This window comes from Dyadobacter sp. CY261 (assembly GCF_021440085.1).
In the GTDB taxonomy this organism is placed as follows: Bacteria; Bacteroidota; Bacteroidia; order Cytophagales; family Spirosomataceae; genus Dyadobacter.
The window spans coordinates 1-19,852 of record NZ_JAKCPW010000019.1 but is presented as its reverse complement, the minus strand read 5'-3'; the positions used below and the strand labels follow the sequence as shown (position 1 = coordinate 19,852).

At 45.9% G+C, this 19,852-nt stretch carries 18 protein-coding genes and 1 tRNA gene; 5 read left to right on the top strand and 14 right to left on the bottom strand.

Going from position 1 to position 19,852, the window contains the following annotated elements; genetic code table 11:
* Positions 1-5: 5 nt before the first annotated feature.
* Positions 6-1,418, bottom strand: coding sequence for an NADP-dependent phosphogluconate dehydrogenase (gene gndA / locus LZD49_RS31410; protein ID WP_234672111.1), 1,413 nt, complete (start codon positions 1,416-1,418; stop codon positions 6-8).
* Positions 1,419-1,593: 175 nt separating this feature from the next.
* Here gndA and LZD49_RS31405 point away from each other — a divergent pair, with 175 nt between their 5' ends.
* Together LZD49_RS31405 and LZD49_RS31400 are read left to right on the top strand one after the other, a co-directional pair.
* Positions 1,594-1,938: a hypothetical protein gene (locus LZD49_RS31405; RefSeq protein WP_234672109.1), complete on the top strand. Its 345-nt coding sequence runs from the start codon at positions 1,594-1,596 to the stop codon at positions 1,936-1,938.
* Complete coding sequence (locus tag LZD49_RS31400) at positions 1,902-2,801, top strand: hypothetical protein (protein ID WP_234672108.1); 900 nt, start codon at positions 1,902-1,904, stop codon at positions 2,799-2,801. The genes LZD49_RS31405 and LZD49_RS31400 overlap by 37 nt, the downstream gene beginning before the upstream one ends.
* Positions 2,802-2,868: 67 nt before the next feature.
* Here the strand turns inward: LZD49_RS31400 and LZD49_RS31395 are convergent.
* The 7 genes from LZD49_RS31395 to LZD49_RS31365 all read right to left on the bottom strand — a co-directional run bounded on the left by LZD49_RS31395 (position 2,869) and on the right by LZD49_RS31365 (position 6,749).
* A tRNA-Ala gene (locus tag LZD49_RS31395) sits at positions 2,869-2,942 on the bottom strand.
* A 133-nt stretch (positions 2,943-3,075) separates the two neighbouring features.
* Positions 3,076-3,252: a hypothetical protein gene (locus LZD49_RS31390; RefSeq protein ID WP_234672106.1), complete on the bottom strand. Its 177-nt coding sequence runs from the start codon at positions 3,250-3,252 to the stop codon at positions 3,076-3,078.
* 73 nt (positions 3,253-3,325) lie between these two features.
* Entirely contained in the window at positions 3,326-3,850 is a 525-nt protein-coding gene (locus LZD49_RS31385) for a PolC-type DNA polymerase III (RefSeq protein ID WP_234672105.1), read from the bottom strand.
* 151 nt (positions 3,851-4,001) lie between these two features.
* Entirely contained in the window at positions 4,002-5,027 is a 1,026-nt protein-coding gene (locus LZD49_RS31380) for an energy transducer TonB (RefSeq protein ID WP_234672103.1), read from the bottom strand.
* 38 nt (positions 5,028-5,065) lie between these two features.
* On the bottom strand, positions 5,066-5,419 hold the full coding sequence (locus tag LZD49_RS31375; protein WP_234672101.1) for a PadR family transcriptional regulator: 354 nt from the start codon (positions 5,417-5,419) through the stop codon (positions 5,066-5,068).
* A 95-nt stretch (positions 5,420-5,514) separates the two neighbouring features.
* Positions 5,515-5,985 (bottom strand): Lrp/AsnC ligand binding domain-containing protein, encoded by a 471-nt coding sequence (locus LZD49_RS31370; RefSeq protein ID WP_234672098.1) that lies wholly within the window; start codon positions 5,983-5,985, stop codon positions 5,515-5,517.
* 464 nt (positions 5,986-6,449) lie between these two features.
* Positions 6,450-6,749, bottom strand: coding sequence for a hypothetical protein (locus LZD49_RS31365; protein WP_234672096.1), 300 nt, complete (start codon positions 6,747-6,749; stop codon positions 6,450-6,452).
* 98 nt (positions 6,750-6,847) lie between these two features.
* On the opposite strand from LZD49_RS31365, the gene LZD49_RS31360 reads away from it, so the two are divergent.
* Entirely contained in the window at positions 6,848-10,681 is a 3,834-nt protein-coding gene (locus tag LZD49_RS31360) for a caspase family protein (RefSeq protein WP_234672094.1), read from the top strand.
* Between the two features lie 2 nt (positions 10,682-10,683).
* On the opposite strand, the gene LZD49_RS31355 is transcribed toward LZD49_RS31360, so the two are convergent.
* Positions 10,684-12,084 (bottom strand): caspase family protein, encoded by a 1,401-nt coding sequence (locus LZD49_RS31355; protein WP_234672092.1) that lies wholly within the window; start codon positions 12,082-12,084, stop codon positions 10,684-10,686.
* Positions 12,081-12,299, bottom strand: a complete 219-nt coding sequence (locus tag LZD49_RS31350) for a hypothetical protein (protein WP_234672091.1) — start codon at positions 12,297-12,299, stop codon at positions 12,081-12,083. Before LZD49_RS31350 ends, LZD49_RS31355 begins: the two co-directional genes overlap by 4 nt.
* A 66-nt stretch (positions 12,300-12,365) precedes the next feature.
* On the opposite strand from LZD49_RS31350, the gene LZD49_RS31345 reads away from it, so the two are divergent.
* Positions 12,366-14,504: a tetratricopeptide repeat protein gene (locus LZD49_RS31345; RefSeq protein WP_234672090.1), complete on the top strand. Its 2,139-nt coding sequence runs from the start codon at positions 12,366-12,368 to the stop codon at positions 14,502-14,504.
* Positions 14,505-14,788: 284 nt separating this feature from the next.
* On the opposite strand, the gene LZD49_RS31340 is transcribed toward LZD49_RS31345, so the two are convergent.
* Positions 14,789-15,457, bottom strand: coding sequence for a hypothetical protein (locus LZD49_RS31340; protein WP_234672089.1), 669 nt, complete (start codon positions 15,455-15,457; stop codon positions 14,789-14,791).
* A 431-nt stretch (positions 15,458-15,888) separates the two neighbouring features.
* On the bottom strand, positions 15,889-16,236 hold the full coding sequence (locus tag LZD49_RS31335) for a hypothetical protein (protein WP_234672088.1): 348 nt from the start codon (positions 16,234-16,236) through the stop codon (positions 15,889-15,891).
* A gap of 285 nt (positions 16,237-16,521) precedes the next feature.
* Between LZD49_RS31335 and LZD49_RS31330 the strand changes: the two genes are divergently transcribed.
* The gene (locus LZD49_RS31330) at positions 16,522-17,916 is read left to right on the top strand and encodes an IS1182 family transposase (protein WP_234672087.1); all 1,395 of its coding nucleotides are present in this window, start codon (positions 16,522-16,524) and stop codon (positions 17,914-17,916) included.
* A gap of 181 nt (positions 17,917-18,097) precedes the next feature.
* On the opposite strand, the gene LZD49_RS35875 is transcribed toward LZD49_RS31330, so the two are convergent.
* Complete coding sequence (locus LZD49_RS35875) at positions 18,098-18,943, bottom strand: site-specific integrase (RefSeq protein WP_310590518.1); 846 nt, start codon at positions 18,941-18,943, stop codon at positions 18,098-18,100.
* A gap of 9 nt (positions 18,944-18,952) precedes the next feature.
* Entirely contained in the window at positions 18,953-19,330 is a 378-nt protein-coding gene (locus tag LZD49_RS31320; RefSeq protein WP_234672085.1) for an Arm DNA-binding domain-containing protein, read from the bottom strand.
* Positions 19,331-19,852: the final 522 nt, after the last annotated feature.

Sequence of the window (19,852 nt, the reverse complement as noted above, 5' to 3'; positions counted from 1 at the left end):
CTGATTTATTGTTGACCCCATTCTGTATGGAAAGTACCTGGGATATCGGTACGTTGGTAGGTGTGCGCGCCGAAATAGTCGCGTTGCGCCTGGATCAGGTTGGTCGGCATGCGTGCAGTTTTGTACGCGTCGAAATAAGCCAGCGACGACATCAACGCGGCGGCCGGAATGCCTGACTGGGCAGCAAATGCGATCAGCGACCGCGTGTTACCTTCCACTGACTTAACCAAACCAGCTACCTCTTGGTTCAACAGAATATTGGACAAATCCGGGCTTTGTTTGTATGCCGTGGTGAACACTTCGAGCAACGACGAACGGATAATGCAACCGCCTCTCCACACGCTCACCACTTCGGGCAGCGGGATCTCCATCTGAAGGTCCTTCGACGCCTGGAACAACATTGCAAGTCCTTGCGCATAAGCCAGAATGGTGGCAAAGTACAATGCATCGTGCACTTGCTCGATCAATGCCTCGGTATCCGTAGAAGCAACCGCACTTTCCGCATACAGTTCAGCAGCAACCGTTCTTTCATCCTTATAACCCGAAAGCGTACGCATTGCCACCGCCGTATCGATCACCGGAACGGCCACAGGCAATTCCATGGAATCCTGCGAAGTCCACTTACCGGTCCCTTTCGAACCTGCCTTGTCAGAAATCACGTCCACAAGATCGGCGTCTGATTTGTCGTCTTTTTGCAGGAAAATATCGGCGGTAATTTCCACCAGGAACGATTGCAGGTCGCCTTCGTTCCAGCTTTTGAACACCTCATACAATTGCTGATTGCTCAAACCAGCCTTTTTCAGGATCGCGTACGATTCGCTGATAAGCTGCATAATCGCATACTCGATACCGTTATGCACCATTTTCACATAATGACCGGCACCTTCTTTGCCTAAATAGGCTACGCAAGGATCGCCGTTCACTTTCGCCGCGATCGCTTCCAGCATAGGCTGAACGTTCGCATAAGCCTCTTTATCGCCTCCGGGCATAATGCTCGGACCGGTACGCGCACCTTTTTCTCCACCCGAAACTCCGATTCCCATGAAATGAATTTCCTTTTCACGAAGGTATTTTACGCGGCGGAGCGTATCTGTATAATGGGAGTTTCCCCCGTCGATGATAACGTCGCCTTTTTCAAGAAGAGGTAAAAGGGATCCGATGACGTCATCGACCGGCTGACCCGCAGGCACCAGCATCATCACCTTGCGGGGACGCTGCAACAATTGAATCATCTGGGCGAGTTCCGCTACGCCCTTCACCGTTGTACCGGGAGTGGCGCTGGATTCCAAAGCAGAATTTTTGGTTTCGTCTTTATCAAAACCAATAACAGAGAAACCATGATCGGCCATGTTCAGTAACAGGTTTCGCCCCATTACGCCCAGCCCGATCATTCCAAAATCGAATAAGTTCTGTGACATATATTAAACGTCTTGAATTAAGAAGCTGCAATATCAGGGTTTTTCAAAGACCTGCTTACAACTTTGTTGATAATCTGTTTAAAATTTAAATTGTTCTCAATATTTTATAAATTCAATCTAAACTATGGCTAATCCATAGTTAGTATAATAGTAAATATTAACTATACACATTACTATGTTCAACCATTTCATCCGGATTGCCGTACTGGCGATCCTTGCTCCGTGCAACGCAATTTCACAAGATTCGCTTGTCGTTAAAAACAGGTTCCTGGAAAGAAAATTCACGTTTAGTGATAATTCTTTTTACACATCGCGCTTCCAGCATCTTCTGACGAACAAAGATTACAGCCGCCCTGGCTCGGAGGAGTTTTATTTTACGATTAACGGCACATCTGCGACCAGCAATGGCGCGAACGGTTTATTTAAATACACCAAACATACCTTGACGCGAACGGGCAATGGCATCCAGCAAGTGGCGTCACCATGTCCCTGGCGTCGGGTTACTACGATTATATTTTAGCAAAAATTAAAAGGCACATTCGTGAAAACGACCTTGCCTATATTAAGCTCGACCTCGCCATGGCCAACTCAGCTTATGTGCTCGATTATTCCAAAAAAGGCGATTACAAATCCGAAGGCAAAAGCTACAAAGACCGCGAAAGCTCCTACTATGCGATCTACGAAAAGGCGTTGCAGCTTTTCGACGACCTGCATAAGGAATTTCCCGACCTGCTCGTCGATTGTACGTACGAAGTTTGGGGCGAGTATTACATCAATGATTACGCATTGATCGAACACGCCGATTACGACTGGCTCACCAATTACGACGACGACCCGCCCGTAGGCCCGATCAACATCCGGCAGATGGCATTCGACCGTGGCCGGGCAATTCCCGTAGCAACCAACCTGATCGGCAATCAGTTTATGGATTCGCCTTATTCCAAATACACATTCCTTTCGCTTGCGTCCGTAAAGCCCATCCTCGTCGGCGACAGTCGGAAACTGCCGCAGGAACTTAAACCATGGTATCTGAAATGGAATACATGGTTTAAAATGATGGATAAAAAATACCAGTTCACACGCTTCTCCTATGTTTCCGACATTTTCCAGCGGCCGACAATGAGCAACTGGGACGGTACCTATAAATTCAATAAAGAAAAGCAGGGCGGTGTGCTGTTCTTCTTCCGAAACGGCTCCGTCGAGACCTCACGCACTTTCCCTTTCCCGCTTGCCGAATCAGCCAGTCGTTATCGCCTTTTCTCTCCTGAGGATGGAAAAGATATGGGTGTTTTCAGTGGGAAGGAATTGCAGGGAAAAGGCATTCGGATAACAATTGAAAAGCAGTTCGATGCGAGGGTTTTGGGAATTGAAAAAGTGCACTAAGGGGCTCTCCGTCGATCCTCGCCAATAAAGCAAAAGTGCCGCTCCTGATATCAGAAGCGGCACTTTGTGGAGAATATCGGATTCGAACCGACGACCTCTTGCATGCCATGCAAGCGCTCTAGCCAACTGAGCTAATCCCCCAATTTCAAATGTTGCCGACGCCCTCATTCGAACGTCCTGCCCTCATTTAAGGTGTGCAAAGATGAAACGGAGTTTTTTCAGAAGCAAGCGCCAGCGCATTTTTTATACTCAAAACACGTCCTTTTTCAGCACGTCAGCGTGACCTGCCTCCAAATGCCCTGGCCAACAGCCAAATTACTACCGCGATAATACCTACTACGAGGATTACGCCCGTCCAAACGCCGGTTTTGAAAATATCGCCAATGAGTTCGCAACTAGTAAGTGTGAATGACAAGAGAAGGATTAACAGAAGATTGATGTAAGCTCTCATGAGAAGGAATCATTTAGGTTAGTAATATTAACTAACCTTCAAAAACCATTCCATGAATATCAGAGCGCGACGTTTATTGGTACAGATTGATCGGGATTAGATTTTGCCGGTCGTGCAGAAGCAGTTTTTCAAAGAGCCGCACGGTGGCTTCGGCGTCCCCATGGGCGCGATGCCGGTTTTCAATGAGGATTTCAAGGCTTTGGCAAAGGTTTCCAAGGCTATATGATTTCAATCCTGGGAAAATTTTCCGGCTCAACTGGACCGTGCAAAGCAGATCCCGCTGAAAATATTCGTCGATCGCGCCAAATTCCCTTTTTATAAAGCCATAGTCAAATTTTGCATTATGTGCTACGAACCACGCGTCGCGCGTCATGGCGCGCACTGCGTCCTGCACATCGTAAAAGGTCGGAGCATCTTTCACCATTTCGTTGTCTATACCCGTCAAACGTGTGATAAAGGGTGGAATATATATTTCCGGGTTGATCAGCGAGTGAAAGAATTCGACGATCCTGGCACCATCGTGCCGGAAAACAGCAATCTCGGTAATGCGCGCAGCTCCTCCTCCTCCGGTTGTTTCTATATCAACGATTGCGTACATTAATTACTCACACTGAAATGGTTATTCATAAATACTAACGCAGCGAGCACCGCTGGCAAAAGGTGTTAATGGTACAAAAAAACGAAAAAATCCCCGCCGAAGCGAGGATTTTCTTCAATAACAGGGAGGCATCTACGCAATTGGGCGATGATTAATCCAGTTGAAATGCGATCGGCAGGGTAAATCTTACGCGGACAGGAACGCCGGCCTGCTTACCAGGCATCCAGTCTTTCATCATGCTCACCACTCTCACCGCCTCCTCATCGCAACCGAACCCGATGCCCTTGATTGCGGACGCATTCTCTATTTTTCCATCAGAACCTACTGTAAATTGTACATACACTTTCCCTTGAATGCCTGCCTGTGACGCAGGTCTGGGATATTTCAAATTCTTCCTAAGGAAGGAAGCCATCGCTTCATTACCACCTGCATATTGTGGCGACTGTTCCACAACAATAAACGTTTCTTCTTTTTTTGGTTCCGCGCCGGTCGCCTCCGATTTAGCCGTCGGGGCATTCTCGACTGGCGGTACAATCACATCCAGGTTTTCAATTCCATCCGCTGTCTCAGTGGAGGGCTGCGCATGATCCAGCTCGTCTATAGCTGGCGGCAGGTTTTCAATTTCAACCTGATTATCGGGAAGCACTTCCGGGGTCAGCGACTTCACCGTCTTGGGCGTGGGAGCTATTTCTTCATCCACCGGTGGCGGCTTGGGAAGCTCTTCTACTCTGATATCTACCGGCTTCGCCTCTACACTCCAGGCTATATCATCTGGTTTGGGATCGGGAATAAGCTTGGCATACAGTTTCGGAAACATCACCAGCAGCAGAAAGAATGCTACACCCATTACAACCGACCGCTGAATAGTCTGTCCGTAACCTTTTCTCAGATCATACGCACCGTAAGATTTGTTACGGTTCTCGAAGACGATGTCATTCAAAGATTTTTCCATGGCTAATAGATTTTGATGATCAACACTCAAATTCAGGAGGGTTTGCGCATCGGCCGCCTTTACCATATCCTGGTAGATCTGCTCGAATGGTTTGCCGTCCCAAAGATTTTCCTCCGCTTCACAAGCCAGGTGATCGAGAATCTCCGGAAGCAATTCCGGGTCCAGCTTGTTTGCCTGCAAATATTTGCTTATTTGGTCAATGCGATTTTCCTGAAGGCGTTTCATAGATCGATCTATTTAGAGATTAGCCATGTAACTGTGGTTTATTCAGTTGCCAGGTTCCTGGGGGCCAGCAGCAATCGTACAGCATCTAGAAAACGCTCTAAGTCATTGGTCTTAGCTCGGGCGGTTTCATTTCCGCGGTGCGTCAGGGAATAATATTTTCTAAGGCGGCCGTCTACTTCTACCGACTCCGTGAGCAGCAACCCTTCCTGTTCCAATTTATGGAGTACGGGATAGAGCGCTCCGAATGTCAGGGCAATGGCTCCGCCTGTTCTGTCTTTTACTTCCTGGGTAATCTCATAACCATACATCCGGTCGTGTTCTGCCAGCAAATTCAACACGATGGTTTTTAGTGTACCCCGTACATACTCGTTACTCGTTGTGTTATTCTCCATGAGTGAAATTTTTATATAGCAAATATATATAAGTTTTTTATATATACAACGCAAATCTACCAATTTATTTTAATGCATTCAAGGGAAATTTGTAACTAGCTTTCCGACAGTGGAATAGAGCGATTAATGCGTTCTTCAAGCGAGATAAATGTTTCGGTCCGCTGAATCCCGTTTACTTTTTGAATCTTGTCGTGAAGTATTTCGCGAAGGTGCCCGGTATCCCTGCACACGATTTTAATGAATATACTGTAAATACCCGTTGTATAATGAATGTTTACAACTTCCGGAATACCTTCGAGCTCCGTGGCGACCTGCTCGTATAACGAACTTTTATCGAGGTAGATTCCCAAAAAAGCGCTGATGTCCCACCCCAGTTTAGTGGGATCGATTACCAGTTGCGAGCCCTTGACGACCCCCATCTGTTCGAGCTTTTTCATACGGACATGGACGGTCCCGCCGGAGACAAAGACCCGCTTCCCGATTTCCGTGTACGGTAACGCGGCGTTCTCGATCAGTAGGGAAAGGATGCGGAGATCAGTACTATCAATATCTGAATATTTTTGCATTCTGAATTAAAAGTTTGAATTATTCGTAATGATGCAATCCAAATTATGAAAGAATTGTAAATTTTGACAATTTTAAATGAAAATATTTTATAATTCAGAACAGAAGTTTTAGTTTTGCAGAACCAAATTGAGAAAAGAAGCCAATAACGGCTCTTTACTCGGATAAGTTCACATTGTAGGGTGATGAAATTGGCAGCCATGCCCTCCTGTCTCGGGGGTGGTGAATAAGGGATAAACGCGGCATAATGCCGACGCAAGTCGACTGGGGTGGACCACCAACAGTATTTGTACCGTAGCTAACCGCACCGTGGGTGGTTCGAATCCCCCTCCTACAGCAAAAAAAACTTGACAAGCGATTTTTTTCGTATTAGTTTTATTTGGTTTTTAGTTTGTTGATGAAGTGTAATTTGACACGCGGGTTCATTTTGAAACCTGCGTGTTTTTTTATATCCATTTAAAGCCATTCAGTGCCATTTTCCTCCCACCAGGATCGTCCCAACGATCATCCCCACCAACGCAAGCACCAACATGATCACAGGAAGCAATGCCACAAACGTGGCTGACTTGTCCGACTGGAAATAATATTTGACAAGAAGGCTCACAATAATCAACAATGAGAGCACCAGAATCGGGTACAAGACCTGCCTGTAATGCTCCGGGTAAACGTAGCGCTGGTCAGCTCTCGACAGTAGCCAGGCTTTGCGGACAAAATAAGTAAGCCCGCCGGATTCAAGCGCAATAGCAAGCCAGAATATAATTTTCATTTTATCAGGTTAAATATTTTAAATTTAACAATATGAATACCTTGATAAAATTCTAATTATCAATCGGTTTCAAGCCCTCTTTCTAAGTTAAACGGTTTATGAATTGCTGGAAGCAACATTTTCTGCTATGGACTATCTGCATCACAGCCGGTCATCATAGCCTGGCACAGCACAACACCGGCCGAGAGAATACTTATGCCGTGATTGTGGGGATCTCCGAGTATCAGAACACGGCCCTTTCGACCCTCCAATTTGCCGATAAGGACGCGACGATGTTTGCGGCATATCTGCAATCCAAAGCAGGAGGAAATGTACCGGTTGATAATATCAGGTTATTGCTAAATGAAAATGCGACCATAGCGGAGATCTACGGCGCATTGACCTGGTTGCAGGAGCGCTGCACCGAAAACGATAAGGCCTATTTCTATTTTTCCGGTCACGGAGATGTCGAAACACAGAACACTTTTAGCCTGGGTTACCTGCTGGGTTACAATTCTCCCCCAAACAACTACCGCAACAATGCCATCACCATCGAAGACCTGAATAAGGTAGCAAACCATCTTTCTGCCCAAAGCAATGCCACGGTGGTTTTGGTTACCGACGCATGCCATACAGGAAAGCTGGCCGGGGATTATTATAAGGGCAGGCAATTAGTAGCCAACCAGTTGAGATTGATATTGAACAACGAGGTCAGACTGGCGGCGTGCGGCGTCGATGAAAAGGCGGCGGAAGGCAATTACTGGGGGGGCGGCCGCGGCGTATTCTCCTATTATCTTTTGAAAGGATTGAATGGCCACGCCGACCGCAATCACAACGACACGATACAGTTGAGAGAACTGGGTACATACCTCGACTCGGCCTTCGCTTCCGACAAAGCATTGATCCGTAATGCATATAAGCAACGCCCCGTGCTGGCTGGAAATCCCAATCAACCAATGGCCGTTGTAAATACCGGTGAACCGGACGGTACAACATCGCACGAAACTCAGGACGAAAACTATTTTAAGTCCTTATCAAGAACCTTTAAACCCCTGGCAAAGCAGCCCATCGATTATTTTTTCAGGTTGATGCAGACCGGACCCATCGAAAACAAGTTGCACTTTGCTACTTACGGCAAAATATCCAGGGATAGTCTGCCACTGAAAATTATCAACGATTGCATTGCCTACCAACAACGGTTGAAAAGACAGGAAGACTCCCTCATGTTTACAGACCCCGACAATACCGGCAGCTATTCTTTTGCAGATACCGACACACTTCTGTTGCTTAAAAACCAGCTGTTGAGAAGTAAAGCCCTCGCAAACCGCTTCAACGATCGATTTATCCAAACCGTGCATGGTATCGCACAGGATATGGTGAATGCCTACCTGGAAGGCGACGTGGCTGAGCTGGAAAAACGGCAATACTATTATACCGGGGATCGCCGGTACGGTGATTTTATTCAAATGCTCCGCATTGCATTACAAATCACCCCGGAGCAGGATTATCTGCATCAATTACTTGCCGTTCAGGAAGCTTACATTTCCGGACTCATTGTCCGACTCGAAATGGCCACGTGGCCGAATAGCCCGGCATTACTCACCCGTGCGATACGGGCGCAACAGCGGGCGATGAAACTGGAACCGTATGCCGCTTACATCTACAATGAACTAGGCAACCTTTACATGCGCAGCAAGCAATATGTTCTGGCTGATCGCGAATTCAACACCGCCAAAGAATACGCCCCCACGTGGGCCATACCATGGAGTAATCAGATCAGGCTGAACCTGGCTACCGGTAACCTGAAAAAAGCCGCGTTCGCCGTACGAGTAGCGGATTCTTTGCAAAACGACCTTTCCTATACGTTCATGAATGCCGGGCTGGTAATGGCCAAACAAGGCAACCTCTTCGCTGCTGAAAGCTATTTCCAAAAGGCTATTTCAAAAAACAATATCCATTTCCTCCCTTATGAAAGGTTGGGAGACTTATATATCCGCACAGGCGATTATAAAAAGGCCGATTGGTTTCTGGCTGCCGCGTACTCGCGCAAGAAGGATTTTGCAATCAATGACAAAAGCTTCACTTATGGCGTAGAACTGGGCGGGCCACCTACGCTATTTGTAAGGCAGACAGGATCTGGCGATGTTCCAGGTGATTCTGCAACTCCCGCGGAAACTCCCTACCCGAAGCTCATGAATGCATTGCGCCAGATAAAGTCAAATCCGGATGCGGCTTTGCAAACTTTGGAAACACTCACAAAAGAGCTGAGCGGCGGTTTGCACCTGGCCTATCATTATATGGGCAAATTACTTTATACAAAACAGAAATGGCGGGAAGCTGAGCTGCTCTTTTTGGAGGCGGTGCGCTCCTACCAATCCGATTCTGCCATGATCGCATTGCTTAAACCTGAGTTAAAATTGGATTACAATCCCGACAGTTTAACAGTGGTCCATCTTCCTTACCAATACGATCTGCTGGAAGATCATTACTTGCTGGGCAGTACTTACGAGCATCAGAGAAAGATCAGCCAGGCATCGGAAGAATATTCCCTCATCAGCAAAATCGAAAATCGACGGCAACTCGACCAGGCGACTTTCAAAGACCTGAAAACACCACCGGGCACGGCGCCAGATGCATTTCGGCAAATGGTTTTCGAAGGAAAATTTGGGGGTTACGAAGCGCTTATATCCCGCTACGAATCCCCTATTCAAATGGGTGGGTATATTAAACTGGCAAATCTGTACGAAAGATCAGGAAATTATTTGATGGCTGAAAAAACACTGCTTGAACAGGTAAGGCAGAACAGGGAAGCAGGTAATGTCCGGCATACTCAGACAAATTCAGGACCATTTCAGCTGATCAGCGGCATCGATATTAACTTTTACTGGCTGGCTATAAATCGCACGGCAGAAGCCTACACTTATGCTTTTTATCAAAGAATGCTCCGAATTTTCCCTCGTGAGTCCGACTGGCAGCAAAAGGCAGGTATGTTCTTGTACAGCCGGCTCCGGCTCGCGTTCCAAAAAACGCCCCCCGAACGATACAAAGCGGTTTATGAAAACATCAACTACTATGCCTATCCCTTTGCTTTGATGGACGAAACAAGTGATAACAATATCGAAATCAGCTTCACGTTGCCAGGCATAGACGAGCAAGTTGTTGTCCCTACTCCCAAATACGACCCGGTTAAAAGTGCATTGGAAAACCTTGAATTGGCCGTAACGCTATCCGGCGATTTACAACCGGACCCGAAAATGCTCGAAGCCATCGCAGACCTCAACGCCTGGATGGGAAATGGACAAGCCGCCATGCAAGCGTACAAAACACTCCTCGGTCAGCAGGAACCCGGGTTGGCGCTTCGCAACAAAATCATCGATTATAGCTTTTCGATCTACGAATCGGTCTTTGCCATGGATCAACTTAAAATTCTTTACCGGCTTAATCTGACCACGCCTGAACAAAATATCAAGCTGGCAGAATGCTACGCCCTCAGCGGAGCGCGCGATCAGGCATTCAGGCTATTGAAAACGGCGAGAATCATAGGTAACTCCTCCAAGCCGCCCATTCCTATGTTAAATGCAAGAGTAAACTGGTTGACAGGAAACAATATCCAGGCGCTCCATCACCTTCAGCTGATACCCACTGAAAAGCCCGGAGATATGGTTGATGACGGCGTAAAAGAAGCGGCGTTCAACCGCTATTACTCCATTGCCCGAATGAATGCTTTGCTTAAGCAGAACTCAAAGGCGCTTATTGCATTAAAAAAGGCCCTCGAAACCGGTTTCAACTTTGGCTATGTATTGAACACCGATCCTGCGTGGACCGCAATGCGTGCGTCGGCAGAATGGAAAAAGCTGAAAAAGCAATACGCCGCGCAACTCGAAGCCATCGATTATAAATCCGAAACCTATGAACATTGGGTGAGCGCGCTGGATTACCGCATTCCAGACTGATACTAAGGAACCACCGCAAACCTCGCCATTTGCAGGCATGGCGCAAACGGCTTTCCCGTACGCGGATCAACCTTTCCGTCCCTGGTTTCGCAGGCAGCTTCCAAGGATCGGTTGAATGCTTTTTTCCTGCTTGCCGCCAGGATACTACGCCAGGTGCCTTCGGATGAAAAGCTTTGATAAAACTGCGTTTCCAGCTCTGATGTCAGTGAATGCGTGAAATACCCGCCCAGCTCATTGCTGCAAACCGCCAGTTGGTTTTTGTCCGCCGCCCCAATCAGGATAGAAACCGGCTTGGGCGGGAAAAACAACTTTTTGCAAAGCTGTTTATTCAATGGCGGCTTGCGGTTGGACGACTTCATCCTGATAAATTCCTCTGCCAGCGGCACAGGCACACCGATATCTTCATTGCAGCAGTCGGCAAGTACGAGCGTTACTTTTGCTTTTTTCCTTACCAGAACTTTGTAGACAGCTTCCAGGCTGAGATTATTTTTGTCAAGATCGGCATAACTTTTCGTCCGGAAAGACATTCGGGGATACAAACTGGCATCATTGGAATACCTGAAACCATGGCCGCTGTAATAAAACAGGACGACATCAATCGGCGAAGGTTGCAGCTTTGCCAGGGCAACTTCCACCGACATCTTACTAAAATCCTTGTCCATAATTCTTTGAACCCGGATTTCCATCTCCATATCTTGCGCCACCTGCGTGAAAAGACGGACTACATTTCTCATGTCCTTATCCGCACTCGCTCCGATGGTAGAATCCAGCGAATTGATAACGGTAATCAGATAGAATTTTTCCTTTCTTGCGGTAGCACTTGGAGGAGTTGACCGCACAGCATGCAAACGGTTATAGAAATCGCTGTCGGAGTCGTAGAAAAAAAGTACAAGTGCGTCTTCCCCCCGCAGCTCCCGACTATCCATTTGCTTGTTCATCAGCATTTCGGAGGAGTGCCAGCTTCCGTCCGGCCATTGATACATCAGCGCGGAAGGCTCAAAAAACGTCTGATCGCCCTCTTTTTTCTTTTGAAATACAAATTTGGGAGAAACGTAATTCGAATCGACAAAACCTTCTATTGGCAAGGCTTCCCCACTCTGGACCAGGTAACGTTGCTTGCTTACATCTGCGCCAGCGGAATCGAGGAGGCTAATTTCGAAAAGCCGGTTTTCTCCGGAAGATGGGTCTTTATATTTTACTGTCGCGAGACCGCTGCCGTTGCTGTAAAAGCTCATCAGCGTGTAGAAAGTCAGCGAAGAGTCGTTGGGATATATGATTTTATTTTCAAAATAAAAATAAGTCTGAGCAAAAGAATACCGTCCGGCAGAGAGCAGCAGAATCGTTAGAAATATTGCAAGGGCGTGCCTTAATCCCGACCCGCCCCGCTTTACTTTCCTTTTCATCGGGTCTTCCGGGGTTCCGGACGGACTTTGGCGTTAGAATCCAGTTCGTTCAAACTATCCGGTGCCGTCAATGTCTCAAGGGTGTCGGTAGCCGGCGACGCTTCGGTAGCTTCTGTCTTTTGGGCATTGCCGCAGGAAACGAACATCCATGAAGCAAGCAACATGGCGGCGAGGGAACCGCACATCTTGATTTTGTTTGTAATTTGTGTCATCATATCTTGTTGATTTACGACAAGTTAGCGTTTTATTCCTTCCTCCTCATCATTTTGTCATATCTTTTCATGGACCGGTTGACCCGAATTGCCCTTTTGATTGCTTTCCTCTGGTACTGCTTTCCAACCGGGGCCTTCAGCCAGACCGGCAATCTGCACCAATTGCGGGAAAAGCAGTCGCGATTGCGAAAAGTTCAGAACTACCACTCCGACACTGCCTACCTGAATGTGGTTAATCAGATCGCCTTTTTATATGCCGACAGTTACCCCGATAGCGCCCTTAAAATGGTTCAGACCAACATTCCGGACTGCAAAAGGGTCGGCTATGGCAAGGGGGAAACCGAAGCCCTGAAGATCACCGGTAATGCTTATATGACAAAAGGCGACTATACCAATGCATTGAACTGGTACCGGAAAAGCTACGAAAAGGCACAGAGCATCGATTACAAGAATGCATTTCCCGGCATTCGGAACAATATCGGGCTGATATATATGAGCCAGGGGAACTATACGGCTGCGTTGAACGAGTTTTACGCGGCACTTCAATCTGCCAATGAAATTGGTGATCGTTTTGTGGCGGGCAGCACATTGAACAACATCGCGATTATCCATTTCTATCAGGGGAAATTGAAGGAGTCGGAAAAGACGTACCGCCAAACATTGGCGATCGCCAGTGAAATGGCTGATACCATTGGGATTGTGCTCGCTTATAATAATATCGCAGAGATAAATATCGAGCAAAACGCATTGCCTGAGGCGCTTGAAAACCTTAACCTCGCCCGCGCCTTGGCTACCCGCCAGAATAACCCGGAAATGCTGACGATCGTGTCCCATTCGCTGGGTAGCACCTATTACCGCATGGACAGCCTGGACAAGGCCGCTGCGTTTTTCGAAATAGCCTCGAAAATAGCCCGGCAGCACAATTACAGCACATCTACCTGCAAAGCGTTGATCGGCCTTGCACGCGTGTACTTCCGCCAGGGACTTTTGAAAGAAGCCTTAAATAATGGGCTGGAAGGTGTGCGATTAGCTAAAAATATGGGACATACGCAGTTGTTGCGTGATGCGAACGAAATTGTGTCCACTACCTATGAAAAGATGGGCGATGGCATGAATAGCCTCTCCTATTTCAAGGCATTCAAAATTTATTCCGACAGCCTTCGAAACCTCGAAAGCGAGCGCATTGCTACGACATACGACGCCAAACTGGAATTTTCAAGAAAGGAAGACGATCTCAACCGCAAAAACCTTAAACAAAAATGGCTGACATTTTCGGCATTTGCCGGGTTGGTGTCTTTGGGTATTATATTGTTGATTGTTAACCACAACCGAAAAAAACTCAACCATACCTACAAAGAATTACAGCAAAAGAACATTGTCATCGAATCCGAACGAAAAAAGGTGGAGGCAACGCTGCACGAGTTGAAATCCACACAGGCGCAATTAATCCAATCCGAAAAAATGGCCAGCCTGGGAGAACTAACGGCGGGCATTGCGCACGAAATCCAGAACCCGCTCAATTTTGTCAATAACTTTTCCGAGACCAGTATTGAGCTGTTGGAGGAGATGCAAACTGGGCTCGATGAGGGAAACACAGACGAGGTAAAGGCCATTGCGGCCGATCTTACCGCGAACATGCAGCGGATCAACCAGCACGGTAAGCGGGCCGATTCCATTGTAAAGGGCATGCTGCAACACAGCAGAGCCAGTAGCGGCCAGAAAGAGCCTACCGACATCAATGCACTTGCCGAGGAATACCTCAGGTTAAGTTACCATGGATTGCGAGCCAAAGACAAATCCTTCGAAGCTGCTATTGAAACAGATTTCGACCCGGCTCTCGGGAAGATCATGCTGGCTCCGCAGGATATAGGAAGGGTTATTTTGAATCTGGCAAACAATGCTTTTTACGCCGTGCATCAGAAGCAGAAAACCGGCACAGCCGAAGGATACAAGCCGACAGTCTCGGTAAGCACCCGTAAATTGATTGGAGAGACGATCATCCGAGTCAATGATAACGGCAATGGTATCCCGGAAAGCATTCGGAGCAAAATCTTCCAGCCCTTTTTCACGACAAAACCAACAGGACAAGGCACCGGTCTCGGCTTATCACTGAGCTATGATATTATTACCAAAGGATGTGGCGGAACCATCGACGTCCAGTCGAAAGAAGGAGGAGGAACGGAGTTTACGATTACTTTGCCAGGGTGATGGATAGGTTGTAAAACGAAAAAAGCCCAGATTTCTCTGAGCTTTCTGCGGTCTGGCTGGGCCGGCACTCCGCTGGGATCATACTTTTTGAGATAACAAACTGTTTATCAGTTGCTTGTGCCCTGCTAAATCTTCTACTCACCTTGTCACTCACCAAATTGTGGTGACTGGCTTGCAATTAGATCAAAGATAGGAAAAACCAATATACCTAAACTGAGCTGTTATTAAGTCATAAAAGCGGCAAGCGAATTGGGTTGAGCTTTTGGGCTTTATAAAGCTAAATATCACAAATTGAATGTCAGAGGGTCAACTTCCAAAGGCCCGTTGTAGTACCTGTGTTCTTTTAAATTGAATAGTACGTCTCCAAGCTTATACTTATTAATATTCCTAGGCGATATGATTTCATCAATTTCTTCTCTGCTAGCCCAAAAAACCATATAGTCTCCGCTGTCCTCCTTTGATAGACTGTTGTCGATTGCATATTCGACAAATGTAGTTGTGCCTGCCTTTGTTAATATAAAAGAAGGGAAAGCATTAGCTCTATTTTCCGTAGAATCCATGTAGGCGAATAGGTCATGTCGCTCATCAAACCAATGAAATGCTATCAGCTCCTCCCTCAGATTGAAATAGGCAATTTTATCGAATGGCTCAATTTTCTGGTAGGAAAAAAGTTTGCTACCCCGGTTGATATTACAATCACCCTCCTCATGAGAACTTATTTTGGTAAAATCATCCAACCTGATGGCCCCACACGGGTGTTTGTTACCAATTTTTTTCACTCTGCCCATGTTCAATAGAATTAGGTCGGAGCTAGAATTGTTTTTAAAATTCACACGAAGTGTTTTCAGGTCTTTTGCACTTGTATTAAAATTAAAGGATATACTGATTTTGGGCTGGTTTGTGCATCCGGCCAGGGTTATCAAAACGAAAATTACAGATATATCATTTTTCATAATAACTAGGAAAGTGAGTCGGGATCATCAATTGCTCATAAAAGATTATAAAGGTACGATTAAGCCTAATTTTTACATTCCGTTCCAATAGTTTATTGGAATCAGCCAAATGATATTAGGCCTTTGATTATATTCAATACTGTCTTTTAATGGTCTCGATCCTTCTAAGTCAGCAATTTTTATGTCCCACTAAACTTACAATACAAAGTAAAAAACCAGCTAGATCATCTTGGACTGCTTAGCCGGTCGTTTTTACAAGCCATGAAATATTTATAAAACTCTCCCGTCAGCGACTTCGGAGCGTCTGGGCGGCCAGATTAGTTTGTAACACAAACTGACATCTGGCCGATTGCGGGTAAGAGGCAATCCTTTGCTGCCCGTCACGAAAAGTTGTAAGGAATTCGTCGTGAAATATTTACATATAGACCTGACTAATTCAGTCGGGTTGGCCCAAACTTAACACCGTTGACTTGGGACTGATACTCCATGTAACCAAGCATTAGGGCAAATACAAAGAAGACTAAAAAGGTCAAAATTGGAAGTAAAGCCTTGAATTTTTGGCCAAATGTCCAACCCTTATAAGGAGCAAAAGATAGGACGAATGCTGGCACCGACGCAAAAATGAAATAAGTTAAGATAGTTCCGAACGCATCCAAAACGACCATGTAGGATCGATTAATTTCAATGCCGGGAGCAGAGGCCGGGTGAAATACAACTTGTAATGCCAAAATGAAAACCAACAAAATTAGCGAGGCAATCCATAAAATTTTTTTATTCATAGAGGTAGTGACAGTTTCAGCAACAATATAAAAATAAAGTCAGTCTGCACATCAACGATTACATTTTTGGGTATGACATTTTTTGTTAATAGGGCCATTATTGCTACTTAACTACATATTTTGAATTTAATACAATTTTTCACCTTCTCTCTCGCGATCCCCTCTCACAAAGTGATTGTTGCACAACTCAAATGAATTAAATCCCGCTTGATTTTCTGTGACTTATGAATTAGAGAAGGTTTTGGAAGTATTGGTTAAAACTCTGGTTTTGATTAACTTCAGGATATGCAAGGAAAAAAGATACAACAGGAACGATTGTTCATCAATTTTCAGCTTTCAGAGTATGTTCCGGCTGATAACTTCTACCGCCAGTTAAGCCAGATACTTGATCTTCGGTTCTTATACAAAAGTACTGCTTACTATTATGGAAGTGAAGGCCAAAAGAGTATTGATCCGGTCGTGTTCATGAAACTGATGCTGGTGGGTTATCTTGAAAATCTTACCAGTGACAGACGGATAATACGCACGTCGCGGATGCGGATGGATATTTTGTTTTTCCTGGGATATGATCTGGATGAAGAATTCCCCTGGCACTCAACGCTTAGCCGTACGCGCAAACTTTATGGCGAAGACCAGTTTGTTGCCTTGTTTAAACAAGTGTTAAAACTATGCATTGACCATGGTTTGATCTCTGGAAAACGTCAGGCTGTTGATAGTGCTCTCATACGGGCAAATGCCTCGATCAACAAGATGGTTGAAAAACAGGTTATGGCCGATGCCAGCATATACAGCCAAGAGCTATCTGACAATATTGATGAAGAGATTGCAGGACAGGAGAAACTAATTCGTAAAGATAATAGAGGTAGCACTAAACGAGCCCCTGCGTCAAATGAAAGCCATTATAGCCCTTCGGATCCGGATGCCCGTATAACAATGAAGCCAGGAAAACCGATGGGCTTGTATTATCGTAGTCAGGTCAGTGTTGATACGGCAAGCCATCTTATTACCTATATAGGCGCTTTTCCAGGAAATGCAGCCGATAATGTCAGCCTCGCCAAAATACTTGAAAGGATTGTCGGAAATATGCAGGAGCACAATATCCAGGTTAAAGAAATACTGGCAGATACGGGTTACAGTAGTGGAGAAGCCATGCGTTCATTGGCAGACCACAACATTGAAGGTTACATTCCTAATATTGCCAGTTACAAAAAGGACAGACTAGAAGAAGGGTTTATTTATGATCTTGAAAATGACCGCTATACTTGCAAAAACGGGGTGCATGCCACATTTAGATGTTACGAAAAGCTTAGTAAAAACAAGAAGCTTCAAAGAAAAATCTACCGGACCAGTCCAGAAGACTGTATGAATTGCCCGATTAAAAGTATGTGTGTGAATTATATGGGTACAAGGAGGATCAAGCACTCGCTCGATAAACCGCTGTATGATCAGATGCACAAACGAATGAATAGCGATAAAGCCAAATTATTCAAAAAGCTTCGTTCCAGTACTGTGGAGCCGGTAATTGGTTCACTAATCAATTATACCGGAATGGGTAGGATAAATACAAAGGGTATTAAGCAGGCAAACAAATGTATGATCATGGCCGCCATTGCTTATAACCTCAAGAAACTGCTTAAATACAAAGTCGAGCTTTGTCTAAATGGCCTAACACTGCTATAAGCAGCATAAATCCGGCTGCTAGGCTCCCGTAGCCAGTCTTATTTTAGCGTTCCATCTAATTGAGTCGACTAGTAATTTATAACAAAGCCTTTGGCAGCCTGGCCGACAAAGGCTTTAAAATCGTCGGTATGTTGTGCAACAATCACCAAAAAGGAGGGGTCGTGAGAGAGAAGGTGCAGCGCTAACCTTCCGTGCCTGACCTTTTCGAAAGCCGCCCCTTCAAAGCCTGCATATCTTCACTGACCTTCGTATCCAAGATCTTTGCATAGATCTGCGTAGTACGAATGTTCGTATGCCCTAGCATTTTAGATACGCTTTCAATCGGCACACCATTTTGCAAAGTAATTGTCGTCGCGAACGTATGCCTGGCAACGTGTGAGGTAAGAACCTTGTCAATCCCGCAGATCACGGCAATCTCTTTTAGGTAATCATTCATCTTTTGATTGCTCGGAACTGGCAATACCAGTCCGCGAGATTCGCAGAACGGATGATCTTTGTATTTGTTAATAATTTGAAGCGCTTCCGGTAGCAGCGGAATGTGGGACTTGACATTCGTTTTCCTACGCTGGCTGAAAATCCATTGCTCACCATCAATTCCCCTTGCAATCTGGCTTTTTCCGAGCTCCTGGACATCCGAATAGGCCAGGCCGGTGAAACAACAAAACAGAAAGGTGTCGCGAACTTGTGTAAGCCGATCGCTAGCGAACTCTTTTCTGGCCATCAGGTCAAGTTCAGCTCTGGTCAGGATCGCCTTGTCAACTTTTTTAAATTTGCCTTTGAAATTTAGATACGGGTCAAGATTCATCCAGCCGTTACCCAGGCAGATATTGACAATCTTGCGGAACATTTTCATGTGTTTCACCACAGCATTGTTGCCCATCTTGCGGACAGAGCGGAGATAAAACTCGTAATCGGCTATGAAAGCAAAATCTATGCGGCTGATGTCAAAATCAGTCGTGCTGTAATCCCTCTTTAAAAATGCCACGGTGTGACGTTCAAGAACCTTATAGCGGTTGAATGTGCCGATCGCGTATTCCTAGCCAATCAATGCCTTCATTCGCTCGTTATGGTCAGCTATCACAGTCATCAATAGCCGCTGTTTGGGGCCGACGCCTAGATATTTGTTTTTGATCGTTTCCGCCGTTATCAATGCTCCGTTACGAACCAGAGCAGCATGGGCATCTAACAATTGCTGTTCGAGATTGCCGAGATAGGCATTAACAGACTTCACGGCCTCTTTCGCACCAGTCACTCTGCCAGCAATCGCATTCCAGCGGCTGGGCTCACATTCTCGCCCGGTTGTAAATTCGGCTCTTTTACTTTCAACCGTAATTCGCAGGTAAATCGGCACTGGCCCTTTTTGATAATTTTTCGGCTTCTTCAAATAGAAAAGCAGACTGATCTTTGTTTTCATACCCTTTTTCAGGTTAAAAAGTTGAACAAAAGTAGTCTTGCAAGCCTAATCAGCACAAGATGTTTACGGCGTAAACAGGTTGTTACACAATGAGTTGTACCGATTCTGGTGAGTAAAATTTGCAAATCTTCGAACTCACCGAATTACTCACCAAAAATTTGTGGAAAATTGAATATTTTGGCATATCCGGAAAAGAAAAAAGCCTGCTAATCGTTTGATTTGCAGGCTTTTGATGCTTTTTGTTAATTCTTCAAGTGATCCCGGCGGGACTCGAACCCGCGACCCCATGCGTGACACCCTGCGCGGGCCGGACATGTATTTTAACCAACTGAACTACCAAATATGGCGCTCTAAAACTAAAAAAGCCCAGATTTCTCTGAGCTTTCTGCGGTCTGGACGGGCCGGCACTCCGGCGGGACTCGAACCTGCGACCCCATGCGTGACACCCTGCGCGGGCCGGACATGTATTTTAACCAACTGAACTACCAAATATGGCGCTCTAAAACGAAAAAAGCCCAGATT